A 17,760-nucleotide genomic window follows, 5' to 3' on the forward strand; every position below is an offset into this window, starting at 1 on the left:
GTTTTTTGAAACGAATGAATACGGAAAGCATAAAAATATTAAGAAGCAAAATAGCAATTCCTTTAAGCGAAGCAATTCGGCTTTTAAAGAAAAATAAGGGTGATATTCTGCTTTCTGAACAAGATTTTCACGATGAAAACATTAGGCAGATTTGTGAAAAAACGGATTGTAAAGCGGCAGCAGCAAGAAAAGAGTATCAGATTTGTAATGGCGATGTAATAAAAACGATTGAAAGAATCAATCAAAAGCCAGTTGTTATCACAACAGGGAATAATCCTGTTTCGAAAATCGGTTTTATTTTATGGCCGGAAAATGCAGAAGGAGAATTTTACAAAACAGAAAAAAGGAATGATGTTTTTATTCAGACTGAGGATTTTGACATTGTTCTAAAAGAATTTCAAGCCGTTTTTCCGATGAAGAATCCTTGGAATAATCAAATGGAAAATGAGTTTGATGTTTTGGGACATAATTATTTTGATAAAGAAACTTGTAGACAGATTATCGAAGAAATAAATAAGGTTCAAACAAGAGACGAAAACGAAGAAAATTTTCTGGGAGAACTAAAAAACTGGCTCAACGACAAGTTGAATTATGCTGATTATATTGTTGTTTATGGTAATTTGTAAATTAGGATGTGAAATCAAATGTCAAATTTAAAAAGCATCGAAGTAACCATACATAAAAAACGAATAGAAAATGTGTCGATTTATGAAAATCTGGGTTTTACTTTGAGTCATAATAAGTTCACGATTTATAGGTAAGCAAAGAATTATCGGTCTGGTTTGTCATTTCGACCGAAGGAGACCCGAGCGATAGCGAATAGGCGAAGCAAATCACACTAGTGACTCGACAAAGATTGGCGATTTTGCATGTCGAATTACTAGTGTGATTTCTCGTACCTCGAAATGACAAAACTTTGTGAGTAAAACAAAAAAAGCCGAAGCATTTGCTTCGGTTTTTTATTGGAATTTGATCCCGATAGCTATCGGGATCAAATATTGGAGTATAACAGATCCAATTAATTAATTTTCAGAAATATCTGTAGAAATACTAAATTTGAATATTTAGGTTTTTGAAATCTTAACTTAACAGAATCAATTAGATATGGAAACAAAAAAAGGAAAGCTGAAAAGAATTTTAAAAGCAACCTGGATTTCAGCAGGATTGTTGTTTACAATCTGGCTGTTTTATTCGTATCAATCAGATGGCGTAGACGAATCTTTTTTGCAAAGTAATGATGAGGTTAAAGTACAAGATGATGAAGACTATTATTTGTTTACGCCTAAAAAACAATACAGCAATGTTCTTATCTTTTATCCAGGAGCAATGGTAGAAACCAAGGCTTATGTGCCTCTTTGCCGAAAGCTGGCTGATCAAAACATAAAAGTCTATTTGGTTAAAATGCCTTGGAGGCTTGCTTCAAAAGGATATAATAAACCTATACAACTGCATTTTTTTGCTGATGATTCTAAAAACTACGTTCTGGCAGGACATTCGCAAGGCGGAAAAATGGCAGCGCAATTTGTATATGAAAACCCTAAATTAATAGATAAATTGATCTTGATTGGCACTTCGCATCCTAGAGATATTTCGCTTGCAAATATTTCAATTCCAGTTTTGAAAATTTACGGTTCAAAAGACGGAGTTGCAGATGAAGGCTCTATTATGAAAAACAAATCGAAACTGCCTGAAACAACAAAATTTATAAGAATAGAAGGAGCAAACCATTGCCAGTTTGGTTATTACGGATTTCAGTTAGGAGATGATAAAGCAGAAATCAGCAGAGAACAACAGCAGAAAGAGACTTTAGATGCAATGGTTTCGTTTATAGAATAATTAAAGGCTTTTTAATTAGAAAATATGTCAATTTGATAATTGGAGAATTCTTTCTACTCAATCTTGTCATTTCGACGAAGGAGAAATCACACTAGTAATTCGACATGCAAAATCGCCAATCTTTGTAGAGTTTCTAGTGTGATTTGCTTCGCCTATTCGCTATCGCTCGGGTCTCCTTCGTCGAAATGACAAACTGTGTGGATATAAATAAAAAACCGAAGCAAATCGCTTCGGTTTTCTATTGGAATTTGGAATTTCAAAAATTGGAATTTAATTTTTTAATCCACCCATTTATAATATCTTGCCCCAATCAAAACAGGGATTTCCTTTTCGATTCGGTCTAAAACCCATTCGTTTTTTGGCGTTCTTACGCTCTGTTTTTGTTCTTTTTTATGAAGGCTTTCGTAAGTATTAAAATCAATTTCTACGCTTTCTGCTAAATTTTCAAAAAGTTTTACATTCTCTAAAGCCGATTTCCATTCTGGCTGAATCGTTCCTTCAAAAACTTTCGATTTAGATCCGCTTCCGTAAGCTAAGAAACCGAATTTAGTTCCGGCAACTTCTTTATTTGTATCATAAAAATGAGCCAAAGTCGATAGCAATCCCATGAAAATTGAACCTGTATAAAGGTTTCCGATTAAAGAAGAAGCCAATTCCGCAGGTTGTAATTTCTCAGAAACAAAACTTCTGTAATCCTCAGATTTTGCCACTTCTTTAATTTTGGTCTGATAATCTGCAGGCGCAATATCATCGGCAATAATTTTTTCGGCACTGTCTAAAGCGTAAATTTCAGACAACATTCTTCTTCCTTGGAAAGAATAGGGTAAGTGCATTACGATGCTATGCCAAGTGTTGTATAAAGTTTCGGTTGTATTTTTCAATTTTTTGAATGAAAAGTAGGCATTCCGCGTACGATCCATATAACATTGGTTGGAATATTGTCCGTCAAAAACTGGCTGATCTTTGTGGATTTCGATTTCAGCTTCTAAATTGTCAAACCAAGAATCGTTGTTGGCGTTTTGAGTAATTTCTTCTTTAGAAATAGTTCTGTACGGTTTAAAGAAATCGAAAACCCCTTTTGTGCTTGTTGCCCAATTATCATCAAAAGCAATAATTTTTGGGTTTGCAGTAATCAGCATCGCAACAGCTCCAGCGCCTTGCGTATATTCTCCACCTGAATTCAAATCGTATTTTGCAAAATCAGAAGTAACAACAATTGCTTTTTTTGTCGGGTTCAATTTTACAAAATCCAGACAGTTTTGCATGGCGTCAACTCCACCGATACAAGCAAATGTAAAGTCAACAACATCGCATTCTGCTAATGAATTTTCGCCAAATTTTTGCTCCATTAGACTAATTAGATAAGAAGCAATTGGTTTTGAACTGTCAACACCGCTTTCGGTACCAACATAGATTCGGCTGATTTTTTTTAAGTCAATTTTATGATCAATGATAAGCTTGGTTAAAGCATTTGCTCCAAAAACAACCGCGTCCTGGTGAACGTCTGGAAAAGTCATTTTTAATAAGCCAAGACCTTTTTCTAGTTTTTCGGGTTCAATATTTCTGGCGATTGCCAAAGTTTTTATGGGTAAATGTATGTTGGCTACGTCGAAAGATATAGCGTCAATTCCTGTTTTCATTATTAAATTTTAAGCCGCTAAAGGTAAAACTATGTTGTGGAATGACAATTTTTTAGTTTGATAAAATTGCTGTCGTATAGCACTTTTGAAGAAAATAAATCAAAACTTAAAATAAAATAATAATATCATAAATTTTTTCGAGATCTACTTAGAACGCAATTTTGCTTTAAGGCCTAGAATGAAGGTTTTTGAATTTTTCTATAATGAATTATTTTTTAGCAGCCCGTATTTTGTACGTAAAAATACGTAGAACAAAGCTATTTTAAAATCATTATAAATAACAGCGAAATGGTTGTAGTTCTTTTGTAATTGAATTATTTTTGTCTAATTTTTTAAAACAAACTACTTAAACACTTATGGCACAATCTGCACTATTGAATGCTTCCATCTTAAAGAAAGTGGCTATGGCTCTTTCGGGAATATTCTTAATCACGTTTTTAGCGCTGCATGTTTCCTTAAATTTTATTTCTGTTCTTAGTGAAGACGTTTTCAATGAAGCTTCTCACTTTATGGGATACAATCCGCTGATTCAGTATGTAATGCAACCAGTTTTGGCCTTCGGGGTAATTTTCCACTTCGTAATGGGATTTGTACTTACGGCACAAAACAGCGCGGCACGACCAATTGCATACGCTAAATACAACGGAGCTGCAAACGCTTCTTGGAGTTCTAGAAATATGATTATTTCTGGATTGGTTATTTTGGCTTTCTTAGGATTGCACTTCTATGATTTCTGGTTTCCTGAGGTTAGCTATAAATATATAGCAGGTACAGCGCCAGATGCTACAAGATATTATGGTGAGTTAGTTCACAAATTTCACAGCCCAGTTCGTACAGGATTGTACTGTATTTCTTTTATCCTTTTAGGATTTCACTTATGGCATGGGTTTGCATCTTCTCTTCAATCAATGGGAATGCACAACAAATACTCTAGATTTTTGGCAAAAGTAGGATACTGGTTCGCAGTTGTTGTTCCGGCAGCTTTTGTAATTATCGCTTTATTTCATCATTTCAAACAATAATTAATATCAATTATAATGGCATTAGATTCAAAAATTCCAAATGGTCCTATAGCGGACAAATGGACAAATTATAAAGATCATATTAATTTAGTAAACCCGGCTAACAAACGTAATCTAGATATTATCGTAGTGGGTACAGGTTTGGCTGGAGGTTCGGCTGCGGCTACTTTGGCTGAGTTAGGATATAACGTAAAAGCATTCTGCTTCCAAGATTCTCCACGTCGTGCGCACTCTATTGCGGCACAGGGAGGTATCAATGCGGCAAAAAACTATAAAGGTGACGGTGACTCGGTTTACAGATTGTTCTACGATACTGTAAAAGGAGGTGACTACCGTGCACGTGAGGCAAACGTTCACCGTTTGGCTGAAGTTTCTGCAAATATTATTGACCAATGTGTGGCTCAAGGGGTGCCATTGGCTCGCGAATACGGCGGACTTTTAGATAACCGTTCTTTTGGAGGAACTTTGGTATCTCGTACATTCTACGCACAAGGACAAACTGGACAGCAATTATTGTTAGGAGCTTATTCTGCAATGAACCGTCAGATTGGTCGTGGAAAAATCAAAATGTACAACCGTCACGAAATGCTTGACATTGTAATCGTGAACGGAAAAGCGAGAGGTATTATTGCTCGTAACTTAATCACAGGAGAAATCGAAAGACATTCTGCTCACGCGGTAGTAATTGGTTCTGGAGGATACGGAAACGTATTTTTCCTTTCTACAAATGCTATGGGAAGTAACGCTACAGCAGCTTGGAAAATTCATAAAAAAGGAGCGTTTTTCGCAAATCCTTGTTACACTCAAATTCACCCAACCTGTATTCCAGTTTCTGGAGATCATCAGTCTAAATTGACTTTGATGTCTGAATCTTTACGTAATGACGGTCGTATTTGGGTACCTAAAAAATTAGAAGATGCTCAGGCAATCCGTGAAGGAAAGAAAAAAGCAATTGATTTATCTGAAGACGAAAGAGATTATTTCTTAGAAAGAAGATATCCAGCTTTTGGTAACTTAGTTCCTCGTGACGTTGCATCTCGTGCGGCTAAAGAAAGATGTGATGCTGGTTTTGGAGTTAACAAAACAGGAGAAGCTGTTTATCTTGATTTTGCGGCTGCTATCGAACGTTACGGAAAAGAAGCTGCTCACGTAAAAGGATTGAATGAAAATGACAAAGCTTTAGTTACTAAATTAGGAACTGACATCGTGAAAAGTAAATACGGAAACTTATTCCAAATGTACTTGAAGATTGTTGACGAAGATCCTTATGTAACACCAATGATGATTTACCCAGCGGTTCACTACACAATGGGAGGAACTTGGGTTGATTATAACTTAATGACTACAATTCCGGGATGTTTCTCAATTGGAGAATCTAACTTCTCTGACCACGGAGCAAACAGACTTGGAGCTTCTGCTTTAATGCAAGGTTTAGCTGATGGATATTTCGTATTGCCATACACTATCGGTGATTACTTAGCTCCAGATATTAAAATGGGACCAATTTCTACAGACTTGCCAGAATTCGTTGAAGCGGAGAAAGCAGTTGTAGATCAAATCAATAAATTCATAAACAACAACGGTAAACATTCTGTAGATTATTTCCACAAAAAACTTGGTAAAATTATGTGGAATAAGGTAGGTATGGCTCGTAACGCTAAAGGTTTGACTGAGGCTATCGAAGAAATTGCTGCTTTACGTGAAGAGTTTTATAGAGATGTAAAAGTTCCTGGAAGCGCTTACGAATTTAATCAGGAATTAGAAAAAGCGACTCGTGTTGCCGATTTCTTAGAATTAGGAGAATTGTTCGCAAAAGATGCTTTACACCGTAACGAATCTTGTGGAGGTCACTTCCGTGAGGAGTACCAAACAGAAGAAGGAGAAGCACTTCGTGACGATGAAAACTTTGCATACGTTGCAGCTTGGGAATACAAAGGAAAACCAAGTGATGCAGTGTTACACAAAGAACCGCTTAATTACGAAAACATTAAATTAGTACAGCGTAGTTATAAATAAAACTAGTTAAGAGTTAAGGGTTATGAGTTTAAAGTCGTTCGAAGATTTGGAGTGCTGGAAAGCAGCAAGAGAATTGAGAATCTTTGTCTCTCGAAATATTCTTCCGAAATTTCCAATTGACGAAAAATATGCCTTAACTAGTCAGCTAAAACGATCTTCAAGGTCTGTTAGTGATAATATTGCCGAAGGGTTTGGCAGATATCATTATCAAGAAAATATTCAATTCTGCAGAATTGCAAGAGGTTCTTTAACAGAAGCTTTAAATCAGGTAATTACTGCTTTAGATGAGAATTATATTGAAGAAGATTTGTTGCAACAATTTAGAGAAAGGTTCGAAAGAACCAAAGCAATATTAAATGGATACATAAATTATTTAGCTAAGACGAAAATGGAGTAGTAACCCTATGACGTTTAACTCTTAACTTATAACACATAACATAAATATGAAACTTACATTAAAAATATGGCGTCAAAAAAACGCCCAAGATAAAGGAGGGATTGTAGAATATCCTATCGATGGAATCGAACCAGACATGTCTTTCCTTGAAATGTTAGACGTTCTTAACGAAGATCTGATCAACAAAGGAGAAGAGCCTGTAGCATTTGACCACGATTGTCGTGAAGGAATCTGCGGAATGTGTTCTTTATTCATCAACGGTGAAGCGCACGGACCAGACAGAGGGGTTACAACTTGTCAGTTGCACATGCGTATGTTTAAAGATGGTGACACGATTTTTATCGAGCCATTTAGAGCAAAAGCTTTCCCGGTAATTAAAGATTTAGTGGTTGACAGAAGTTCTTTTGACAGAATCCAGCACGCTGGAGGATTTATCTCTGTAAACACTTCAGGAAATACAATCGATGCGAATACTATTCCGATTCCAAAAGATGATGCAGACAAATCATTTGATGCTGCAGCTTGTATTGGTTGTGGAGCTTGTGTTGCAACTTGTAAAAACTCTTCAGCAATGTTATTCGTTGCCGCAAAAGTTTCTCAATATGCATTATTGCCACAAGGTAAAGTAGAAGCGACTGATCGTGTATTGAACATGGTTCACCAAATGGATTTAGAAGGTTTTGGAAACTGTACCAATACTGGAGCTTGTGAAGTAGAATGCCCTAAAGGAATTTCTCTTGAAAATATCGCACGTATGAACCGTGAGTATTTAGCAGCAAGTTTAAAAGGTTAATTTATCTTTTATATAAAATAAAAAATAGCTGTCTTTTTGAGACAGCTATTTTTTTATAAGCTTTTGAGAAACAGAATATTTATAGCAAAGGAATAAGCTTTTTTGATTTGTTTTATTGATATTCTATAAATATTTTACCCCGCTGAGGCTTTTAGCTTCAGATCAATATTGATGAAATAATTTATCAAAAAAGCTATGCTTTTCGTGCAGTCTTTTTTAAGCTTCAGAGAAGCGCAATATTTATAGCAAAGAAATAAGCGTTTACGATTTAAAGCTCTGGAGGAGCGACATATTTTTTTCTACAACAATATAAGCCGTCCCGCTGGATTTTTGTTTTCTATTCGTAGTAAAGCTGTGAAGCATTTATTTCTTCTTTCTTCTGGCCTTCTTTCTGAATAAAACAGCTTAAAATCGTGCCACCAGTCAGGTCAAAATAGCTAATGTTGAGTTTGTGAAATCCTTTTTCCAGTTTAACTGCACCATAAGCTTCATTCATCCAATGAATGCCATCATTGTCTACAATTAATTGATCGTCTATAAAAAGCTTCGATCCGTCGTCTGAAAGCGTTGAAAAAGTATAATTTCCTGTTTCTGGAATAAAGATATATCCGTTCAGTTTTAAACCGATATAACGCTCTAATTTCGTTTTCCATTTTTCTACGCTGATTTTGCCTTTTAAAATTCCAGAAGAAACAGCTTTTGCAAGTTCTAAATCTTGTGTCTGTTTAAATGTCCCTGTGAAATATTCGAATTTTAATCCGTTTTTCTTGGGTTGAATTGCCAAAGCAGGTTTTAAATCTGGATTACGGACAATGATTTTATTAATAGAACTTCTTTTACCGCTTTCGCTGATTTGAATGGTTTTGATGATTCGATATTCTCCTTTCGGAATATTTATCGTTACAGGATTTTGATACAAATTTGCTGTTTCATCAGGATTATAGCCGTCAATTGTGTAAAAGATTTTTCCGTTTTTTATGGTTGGCTTTAGATCTAAAATATACTTCGATGCAATTAAGGCTGTTTCATCTGCACCAAAAGGCGTTGGGACTTTGTAAACTCTTTTTTCGGCTTCTAATTTTTCTAAATGATAGGATAATTGATTTTGGATAAAATGACCGTAATTTTTATTCGGAGTTTCTGTCCAGCCAATTTCAGCCAAAGCGAAAAATCTCGGATAAAGCATATAATTCAATTTTGCCGGACTTGTTAAATATTCTGACCATAAGTTGGCCTGAACTCCTATAATATATTTTTGTTCTTCAACGGTTAAGCTATCCACAGGAGTTGGATTGTAATGATACACTTTTTCTAATGTGCTTAATCTGCCAACTGTAAGCGGTTCGTTTGGCGAATATCCCTGATTATAATCAAAATAAACGGTGCTTTCAGGAGTCATTACAACTGGGTGTTTTAATTTTGCTGCGTGAATGCCGCCAGATTCTCCACGCCATGACATTACAGCCGCATTTGGAGCAAGACCGCCTTCAAGAATTTCATCCCAGCCAAAAACCTGTCTTCCGTTAGCATTCAGAAATTTTTCAATTCTTTTGATGAAATAACTCTGCAATTCATGCTCATCTTTTAAACCTAAATCTTTGATTCGTTTTTGACAGTTTGGACAAACTTTCCATCTCGTTTTCGGACATTCGTCTCCGCCAATATGAATATTTTTACTTGGGAATAGAGCCATCACTTCTGTTAAAACATCTTCCAAAAAAGTAAAGGTTTCGTCTTTTCCGGCGCAGAAAACATCTTCAAAAACTCCCCAGGATTCTACCACTTTGTAATTTCGATCCGGAAAACAAGCTAGATTTGGATAAGCCGTTACAGCTGCAGAAGCATGACCCGGCATTTCAATTTCTGGAATTACATTTACATAATGTGCTTCGGCAAATTTTACGACGTCCTTAATTTCTTCCTGAGTGTAAAATCCTCCGTACGGATTTCCGTCAAAAAAGAAAGGCGATCTTTCAAATTTATTTCCAACTAAAGTCTGTGCTCTTTTAGAACCCACTTCCGTCAATTTTGGATATTTTTTGATCTCAATTCTCCATCCTTGATCGTCTGTTAAGTGCCAATGAAAGTTGTTTAACTTATAACTAGACATTTGTCTAATAAAATCTTTTATAACATCAATTGTAAAGAAATGACGGCAGACGTCTAAATGCAAGCCTCGGTAAGAATATCGAGGTTGATCTTCGATAATTACACATGGCAGTTTTATTTCGTTTGAAATTTTGTTGGGAAGTAGCTGTAATAAAGTTTGGACAGCGTAAAAAAGTCCTTCTTCTTTTCCTGAAACTGAAATTTTGTTTGAAGTAATTTCAATTTTATACCCTTCTTTGGAGTTGAAATTTACATCTGAATTAAATTCGATTTTCAGATTTGATTTCTTTGAAGAAGCGGGAGCATTTAATGCCAATTCTAAAATTTTTGCCGAGTTGGATTCCTTTTCGCTGAAATTTTTATTTATAAAATTCACCTGAACTTTTCCATTTATGCGAATACTATCTCCTGCCAATTTATAAAAGTTTGGAGCGGGAATTATAGAAATGTTCTGCTGTGAATTTTGGGCATTTCCACTTAAAAAAGAAAAAACAAAAAGTAAAAAAAGGAATTTTTTCATAAGAGAAAAACTTTAAATTTTAGTAAAATGGTGTTTTAAAGATAGATAAAAGCTTTTAAAGTTGGATTTTTGAATGATTTTTATTGCTAATCCGGCTTTTAGTTTCGATGAATTGTTGCTGAAATGTTTATTTTTGTAATTAGAAAAAACAATCGGCATGAGTACTGAAAATGAAGTTTTAAATTACAGTAAAGAAGAACGAAAAAATCACATTTTAAAAGAAATCAACCTTCACTCGCGTGTGAGTTTTGAGACTTTGTCTGCCAAGTTGGGTGTCTCAGAAGATACGGTGCGTCGTGATATTAACGAATTGGATGCCGATTCACTTTTGATAAAAGTAAAAGGCGGGGCAATGACAAAAGGATACCATTATTCTTCTTCAAACCAAACGTATGCAGTCGAGTCAAAGCAAGTTATTGCGCAGAAAGCAGTGAGTTTGCTGCACGATGGTATGGTTTTGATTGTAGATGGAGGAACTACCATAAGAGAATTTATCCGTTTGATTCCGAACGACCTCAATCTTACCGTTTTTACAATTACGGCTTTTTCGGCAGTACAGCTTTTAGACAAACCGAATATCAAGACCATAATGATTGGAGGCAGTATTTCTTCGTACAGCCAGATGTGCGTGAGTGGAGAAGTTTTTCAGCAGCTGGCCAACATCAAAGCCGACCTTTTGGTTTTGGGTACCAATGCGCTAGACGTGGTCGGCGGTTATTCTGATTCTGATTGGGAAACCGTTCAAGTAAAAAAAGCGATGGTTCAGGCTGCCAAAAAAACAGCTGTTTTGACTATCTCCGAAAAGCTCAACACGGTGCTTAAAATGAAAATCGCAGGCCTTGCTGAAATCGATTATATCATTACCGAATTAGAACCTGAAAATGACAAATTAGAGCCATATAAAACATCGGCTTCTCATTTGGTGCTTATTTAAATTTATAGATCCGTAAAACATCTTTTTAAGCCTTAAAATTAAAAAGAGGACAAAAATAGCTTTTACTATGAAAGTTGCCTTAGTACAATCTGATCTCTTTTGGGAAAATCCACAAAAAAATCGTGAAAACTTTGATTTGAAAATTGATTCAATCGAGGAAAAAGTCGATTTGATTGTGCTTCCAGAAATGTTTTCGACGGGTTTTACAATGAATCCCGTTGCAGTAGCCGAAACCATGGAAGGAGAGACAATCGTTTGGCTGAGGTCAAAAGCAAAACAAAAAAATGCTGCCGTAACTGGCAGTTTAATTATTGCCGAAAACAATCAATTTTATAACCGAATGCTGTTTGTTTTTCCGTCAGGCGAAATTCAGTTTTATGATAAAAGGCATTTGTTTTCGCTGGCTGGAGAAGATAAGTTTTATACAGCTGGAAACAAAAAAGTTATTGTCGACTATTTAGATTGGAAAATCTGTCTTCAGGTTTGCTACGATTTGAGATTTCCGGTTTTTGCCCGAAATGTTGAAAACTATGATTTACTGCTTTATGTGGCCAACTGGCCAAAAGTACGCACCAATGCATGGGATGCCTTGCTGCAAGCGCGCGCGATAGAAAATTTGAGTTATGCCGTTGGTGTAAACAGAATTGGAAACGATGCTCACGATTATGAACATATCGGCCATTCGCAAGTAATCGATTTTTTAGGAAATTATCTTTTAGAACCTCAGGAAACCGAAGGCGTTTTTGTGGTCGAACTCGATAAAAATCTAATGCTCGAAACCAGAAAAAAACTCGATTTCCTGAGTGATAAAGACGATTTTGAAATCAGTATTTAAAAGGCTTTTCGTTTCCTCTCAGCGTCTTTTTTCTTTTTGTCGTCTATTTTCTTTTCCACTTCAGGGCTGAACGGAATGCTGAGGTCTATAGTTTCATTTCGATCCCAATTGGCACGAACATCAAATTCTTCCTGATTGTAAAATACTTCTTCAGAATAACGATGTTCTAGGAAACTTCCGGTATCGTACATTTTGTTCTTATTGTCGTCATAAATAACACGAACCGTAAAAACATCCGGCTGTACAAGATTAAATTCAACAGTCGGGCTTGATTCTGAATAAGCACTCGCCAGAACTACGTCGCCTTTTTTATTAGTAATCTCGACGATTATCGGATAGCGTTTGACATTCTTTAGGTTTAAAATCAAGTTTCCGTAATCTGATAATTCCTTAGTCGTTAATTTATACGATAAAGTATCATTTGATTTTTCAAAAAAGTCGGTTAGAGCGCCTGGAAGAAAAGTGAAATTATACTTTTCTAAAGGCTCTTTTTTGAAATCGATATACAGTTTCTGGTCAAAGGAATCATATTCTGTCGTAAAATCTACAGCTGTCGAATCCTTATTTACAAGCCTGATTTTGCTTTTATCAAATTTGACTAGTGGAGTAGCAGTTTCTAAAGTAAATCTTTCTCTGAAGTTGATTACGCCATTCTGTACCGCCGTAATGTTTAGCGTGTCTTTTTTCTGGTCTTTGAACTTAAAAGTAAACTGTTTTTTATATTTTTCTTTTTCGATTTCAATCGACAAAGAATCCGTTTTTATCGGTTTGTGCCAGATCTGAAGCGAATCTTTTTTTGGAAACTGCGTAACGATGGTTTCAAGAATTTCATTGTTGTTTTTTAAGACAATTTTCGGCAGATTGTTTTTGAAATTTTGTTTTCCGTCATACGGCAGCAATAAACGATTGCCAGAAGCCTGAACCGGTTTGAAAACTTTTAGAGGCAGTGTTTCTTTAAATAATTCCAGTTCGTAAACCGTATCGGTTGGAACGGTAACATAGCTTTTTAGAAATCCGATTTTATCTTCTTTCGGATTAAATTTATTGTTGCTCCCTTTGTCTTTTAAGGCCAGCAGCAAGTATTTGCCCGCTTTTAAATTCTCAAATTTAAAAGTACGCATACTGTCTAAAGTGTTGGTAATGTAACGAGGGAATTCTTTGTAAATAACAGAATCATTGTATTTGTTATTTACTTCATAAAGCATTACCGAGACAAAATTGTCGACATGTTTTTCGTAGGCATCTTTAATTCTTCCGTTCAATGTAAGCGAATCAATATGCGATCCGGTCGAAAAAATATATTTGAACTGATTTAAAGCATTTCCTTCGTTGTTGTCGGTAATGCTTTGCCCAAAATTCATGCTGTAAGTCGTATTAGGCTGTAAGGTGTCACGAATCTGAATTTTAATAAACTTACTTACAGTCGAAGGGGTAATAAGCGGTTCGTATTTCAGCGGAGGCGAAATAATAAGCTGCTTATTGGTGTTTTTAAGCTTTATGTATTCGTCAAAAGTCAGGGTGATTTCATTTCCTTTAAAATCGGTAGTGAAATTTTTCGGATTGCTGGAAACCAGAACAGGAGCAAGGGTGTCTTTTAGTCCCCCCGTAATGCTGCCTCGTTTGGCGCAGCTCATCATCAATAAGACTAATAAAAATGAAATATATTTAAGTTTGCTTTTGAACATAGCGGTTTTTAAATTTGATTGCACAAAATAACAATTATATTTGCTTTAATCGAAATTTTTTGGCCATTTATTAGGATTTCATATCTCTAAGTTTTGCCATTGTTTTTGCTTTTTTTGAAGCTTTGCTGCGGTATAATTTCTTACTTTTGATTTTCAATATAAAATGCCACATTTTGTTTAATAGATTTTTTTTGTTTTTGATGCTTTTGTTACTTGTTTCCTGCGGTAAGAAAGAGCAGCCTGCAATCGCATTTTATTTTTGGAAAACAAATGTGAAATTCTCTAAAACCGAAAAGGAGATTTTACAAGATAACGATGTCAAAAGACTTTATATCCGTTATTTTGATATCGGACTTCATCCTGAAACCCAAAATCCGATTCCGATAAGTCCGATTCACTTTCAGGAAAATATGCAGTCTTTTCAGATTGTTCCTGTTGTTTTTATACAGAACAAGGTAATGCTGCAAGCCAATTTGAATGTCGAGGATTTGGCCGCAAAGACTTTTCATCTGATTTCTGAAATAAACAGCAAAAATAGAATCAGCTGCAGCGAAATCCAGATTGATTGCGATTGGTCTCTTAAAAGCAAAGACAATTACCTGAAGTTTATTGAGATTTTTAAAAAACTTTCGAAGCAAAAAATATCGGTTACCATCAGGCTTCATCAGGTTAAATATTTTAAGAAGACCAAAATTCCAAATGCAGATTTGGGCGTTTTGATGTATTATAATATGGGTTCGATTGCACCGGATTCGCTAAATTCTATCTACGATCAAAAAGTCGCGAAAAAATACCTTGGCAGTTTAAAAAAATATCCGCTTCATTTAGATTTGGCTCTGCCGATTTATTCCTGGGGAATTCATATCAGAGATAACAAAGTAATCGGACTTCGTTCTAAAATAAATAGTAACGAATTGGAGAAAGATTCAAATTTTGAAAAAACAAGTCCGATTTTCTTCAGAGTTAGAAAATCAAATTACAAAAACGGCGTTTTTTATCAAGAAAACGATTTTTTGAAAATAGAAGCAATCACACCAAAAGATTTACAAGAAATGGCAGAAGATCTGGATGAAAATCTGCCCCAAAAACCAAACGAAATTATATTTTACGATTTAGACGAATTCAATTTAAACCACTATGAAAAGAATATTTTTGAACAAGTTATTTCTAAGTTTTAGTATTGCCTTACTTTCGATATACGGAATCATCTACGCATGTGCTGGAGGAGATGATTGGGATTTCTTTGGCTTTAACTCTAATTTTACGCCCGAGACTTTTGCAGATAAATCGTATTCGCCACTTTTCCTTTCGGGCGGAATTTTTTACGGAATAGGTTTTGATACCCAGCACAATTCACGCTTCAATAAAAACATAAAATCAGACTGGGCAGAATATCTTAAGGGAAAAGCCGATACCACCACGGTGAATTATTTCTTGATCGGAGACGAACGTCCGAGCTATTATTATTCGGATGATAAAAATGTGATTAAGAACAAAGAAGAAATTACGGATCTTCATGTTTTCTACAAGACTAAAAAAGACAATAAAAGCTCTCTAAAATGGGGGAAAAAAATCAATCTGAAAGACGAGAAGATTAAAAACTTTGTCGAGTTTTTGTATTTAGCGCAAAAAATAGAAACTGTTTCTATCGGTCAGGATTATTGGAGTTACGATCCGGTTGTAGAGAAAACATTTAAGGACGCCAAAATGATTCAGTCAATCGAAAATGTTTACAATACGCTTTCTGATCCTTTCTTAAAAAACAGGTATTGGTTCTTAACCATGAAAGCTCGTTTTTATAGCAACGAGAAACAAAAAGCAATCGACTTTTTTAATAAAACGGAAAGTTCTGTTGCCAAAAATACTTTGTATTATCGTGCTTTGGCTTATGTTGCCGGAATCAATTTTAAACAGAAAAAATACGCTGTTTCGAATTATCAGTACGCGCAGGTTTTTGATAAATGTCCAGAATTGCGTGTGGTAACGGCGTATAGTTTCCGCCCGAAAAACGAATCAGATTGGACCAAAGCTTTGGCTATGGCTAAAAACAATAATGAAAAAGCGGCACTTTGGGCTATTCACGGTTATTACAAAGATGAAAAACAAGCCATTGGAAAGATTTACGAAATTGATCCGAAAAGCGAGCATTTGAATTATTTAGCGACAAGATTAGTGAATTCGCTAGAACAAAAAATCAATAATTCGTTTCAGCAAGATGGAAGTCAGGACCAGCCGCGAAGACCGCAGACCATTGCAGAAAATAAAACCGAAAATAAAGCCAAAATTGAGAACAGTGCTTTTGATCTAATTGCTAAAATTTCGGCAGCAGGAAATACACAAAGACCGTATTTATGGGATATTTCATTGGGATATTTGCAAACGTTAAAAGGCGATTATGCAAATGCAGATAAAAGTTATAACAAAGCAGAAAAAACGCTTCCGAAAACCGAGTTGGCGCATTATCAAATTAGATTGCTTCGTTTTGTGAATAACATGAGCAAAATCGATAAATTGGATGATAACAATGTGAAAACAGTTTTAGCCGATTTGAACTGGTTGTATTTCGAATTGCCAAAAACGTATAAAGGAAATGAATTCCGTTATCAAAATGCGTCTCAATGGAGTAAAAACTATTTGGCTGCTTTGTACAAATCAAAATCAAATCCCGTAATGACCGAACTGTTTAGTGAATCGCCTTTTAGTTATTGGAATAGCGGAAATGCATTTTACGATAACGAAAAAGATTTACTAGCCATGAAAAGTTTTATGGAGAAATCGAATAAAACTGAAATCGAGAAAATTGGTGCAGGAATTTATAATTTGAAATTAAAAGACATCAATAATTTTCAGGCCATTCAAGCTACATTCAAGAATAAAATTCCAGAAGCAATCGAATTTATGAAACAAGCCGATTCTGTTCAATATTATAAGTTTTTAGGAAATCCGTTTAACGGAAGCATTAAAGATTGCCATGACTGTGATCATGTGGCGTATCAAAAGAGAAAATATACTTATATGGATTTCTTAACTACAATTAAAGAAATGCAGGATAAACTAGCGAAGAAAGAAGATGTTTACACGAACAGTCTGTTGTTAGGAAACGCATTTTATAATATTTCTCATTTTGGAAACGGACGAACTTTCTACGAAATAAGTATTGTAGGTTATGGATCCAGTCCGTATTCGTTCAGAAATTCGATGAAAGAAATGATTACGAATAACTCGGTATCGAAAATGTATTACCAAAAAGCTTTTGAAGCAGCTTCGAACAAAGAGCAAAAAGCAAAATGTCTGTATTTGATTTCAAAATGTGAGCGAAACGATTATTACAATAAAAAGTACAGCGGGATTAACAGCTATTGGGAAATTCAGGATGATAAAATCAATTTTATTGCATGGAATTCTTTCAAAGCCTTGCGAAAAGACTATTCAGACACCAAATATTATCAAGATGTAATAGCAGAATGTGGTTATTTTAATACGTACATAAACCAATAAAAAAATGGTAAATAAGATAGAGCATATCGGAATTGCGGTTAAAAACATAGACGATGCCAATATTTTGTTTGAGAAAATGCTTGGCGTTCCGTCGTATAAAATGGAAGCAGTAGAAAGCGAAGGCGTTTTGACTTCTTTTTTTCAAACCGGCAATAATAAGATCGAGCTTTTGGTGGCAACAGATCCAGAAAGTCCGATTGCGAAATTTTTGGAAAAAAAAGGAGAAGGAATTCACCACATCGCTTTTGATGTTGACGATATTGAAGCTGAGATTTCACGACTGAAAAGTGAGGGTTTTGTGTTGATTAATGAAGTCCCAAAGAAAGGAGCCGACAATAAATGGGTTGTTTTTCTGCATCCGAAGAACACAAATGGCGTTTTAGTAGAGCTTTGCCAGGAAATACGATAAAAAAATTTTGTTTTTTTTATTTAAATAAGATGTTGAAAATCAATTCTGTTTTTTGAAACAACGCAT

14 protein-coding genes are annotated in these 17,760 nt (G+C 35.2%); 11 read left to right on the forward strand and 3 right to left on the reverse strand.

The genetic code is table 11. The features are described from left to right. Positions 1 to 14 precede the first annotated feature (14 nt). Complete coding sequence (locus E0W73_RS11960) at positions 15 to 626, forward strand: hypothetical protein (RefSeq protein WP_135222315.1); 612 nt, start codon at positions 15 to 17, stop codon at positions 624 to 626. A gap of 478 nt (positions 627 to 1,104) precedes the next feature. Beyond that, a complete protein-coding gene (locus E0W73_RS11970) occupies positions 1,105 to 1,836 on the forward strand; it encodes an alpha/beta hydrolase (protein WP_135222316.1) in 732 nt (243 codons plus the stop codon). 278 nt (positions 1,837 to 2,114) lie between these two features. Here E0W73_RS11970 and E0W73_RS11975 read toward each other — a convergent pair whose 3' ends face one another. Further along, on the reverse strand, positions 2,115 to 3,476 hold the full coding sequence (locus E0W73_RS11975) for a hydroxymethylglutaryl-CoA synthase family protein (protein ID WP_135222317.1): 1,362 nt from the start codon (positions 3,474 to 3,476) through the stop codon (positions 2,115 to 2,117). 356 nt (positions 3,477 to 3,832) lie between these two features. Between E0W73_RS11975 and E0W73_RS11980 the strand changes: the two genes are divergently transcribed. From E0W73_RS11980 to E0W73_RS11995, 4 genes are read left to right on the forward strand one after another with little or no spacing between them, the layout of a single operon-like run. Next, positions 3,833 to 4,498, forward strand: coding sequence for a succinate dehydrogenase cytochrome b subunit (locus E0W73_RS11980; RefSeq protein WP_135222318.1), 666 nt, complete (start codon positions 3,833 to 3,835; stop codon positions 4,496 to 4,498). 15 nt (positions 4,499 to 4,513) lie between these two features. Next, positions 4,514 to 6,514 carry a fumarate reductase/succinate dehydrogenase flavoprotein subunit gene (locus E0W73_RS11985; protein WP_135222319.1) on the forward strand — a complete coding sequence of 667 codons (2,001 nt, stop codon included), beginning with the start codon at positions 4,514 to 4,516 and terminating at the stop codon, positions 6,512 to 6,514. A 22-nt stretch (positions 6,515 to 6,536) separates the two neighbouring features. Beyond that, a complete protein-coding gene (locus tag E0W73_RS11990) occupies positions 6,537 to 6,911 on the forward strand; it encodes a four helix bundle protein (RefSeq protein ID WP_135222320.1) in 375 nt (124 codons plus the stop codon). A 46-nt stretch (positions 6,912 to 6,957) separates the two neighbouring features. Next, entirely contained in the window at positions 6,958 to 7,704 is a 747-nt protein-coding gene (locus E0W73_RS11995) for a succinate dehydrogenase/fumarate reductase iron-sulfur subunit (protein ID WP_135222321.1), read from the forward strand. A gap of 337 nt (positions 7,705 to 8,041) precedes the next feature. On the opposite strand, the gene E0W73_RS12000 is transcribed toward E0W73_RS11995, so the two are convergent. Beyond that, entirely contained in the window at positions 8,042 to 10,333 is a 2,292-nt protein-coding gene (locus E0W73_RS12000) for a family 20 glycosylhydrolase (protein WP_135222322.1), read from the reverse strand. Positions 10,334 to 10,490: 157 nt separating this feature from the next. Between E0W73_RS12000 and E0W73_RS12005 the strand changes: the two genes are divergently transcribed. Continuing rightward, a complete protein-coding gene (locus E0W73_RS12005) occupies positions 10,491 to 11,267 on the forward strand; it encodes a DeoR/GlpR family DNA-binding transcription regulator (protein WP_135222323.1) in 777 nt (258 codons plus the stop codon). 67 nt (positions 11,268 to 11,334) lie between these two features. Then, positions 11,335 to 12,102: a nitrilase family protein gene (locus tag E0W73_RS12010; RefSeq protein WP_135222324.1), complete on the forward strand. Its 768-nt coding sequence runs from the start codon at positions 11,335 to 11,337 to the stop codon at positions 12,100 to 12,102. Here E0W73_RS12010 and E0W73_RS12015 read toward each other — a convergent pair. Continuing rightward, positions 12,099 to 13,787, reverse strand: coding sequence for an Ig-like domain-containing protein (locus E0W73_RS12015; RefSeq protein ID WP_135222325.1), 1,689 nt, complete (start codon positions 13,785 to 13,787; stop codon positions 12,099 to 12,101). The genes E0W73_RS12010 and E0W73_RS12015 overlap by 4 nt on opposite strands. Before the next feature lie 200 nt (positions 13,788 to 13,987). Here E0W73_RS12015 and E0W73_RS12020 point away from each other — a divergent pair, with 200 nt between their 5' ends. Genes E0W73_RS12020 through mce form a run of 3 tightly spaced genes read left to right on the forward strand, consistent with a single transcriptional unit; the run spans position 13,988 to position 17,694 of the window. Beyond that, a complete protein-coding gene (locus tag E0W73_RS12020; RefSeq protein WP_244248479.1) occupies positions 13,988 to 14,965 on the forward strand; it encodes a hypothetical protein in 978 nt (325 codons plus the stop codon). Next, positions 14,925 to 17,285, forward strand: coding sequence for a hypothetical protein (locus E0W73_RS12025; RefSeq protein WP_135222327.1), 2,361 nt, complete (start codon positions 14,925 to 14,927; stop codon positions 17,283 to 17,285). The genes E0W73_RS12020 and E0W73_RS12025 overlap by 41 nt, the downstream gene beginning before the upstream one ends. A 4-nt stretch (positions 17,286 to 17,289) precedes the next feature. Beyond that, positions 17,290 to 17,694: a methylmalonyl-CoA epimerase gene (mce, locus tag E0W73_RS12030; protein WP_135222328.1), complete on the forward strand. Its 405-nt coding sequence runs from the start codon at positions 17,290 to 17,292 to the stop codon at positions 17,692 to 17,694. Positions 17,695 to 17,760: the final 66 nt, after the last annotated feature.

The organism is Flavobacterium foetidum, assembly GCF_004634245.1.
Classification (GTDB): domain Bacteria; phylum Bacteroidota; class Bacteroidia; order Flavobacteriales; family Flavobacteriaceae; genus Flavobacterium; species Flavobacterium foetidum.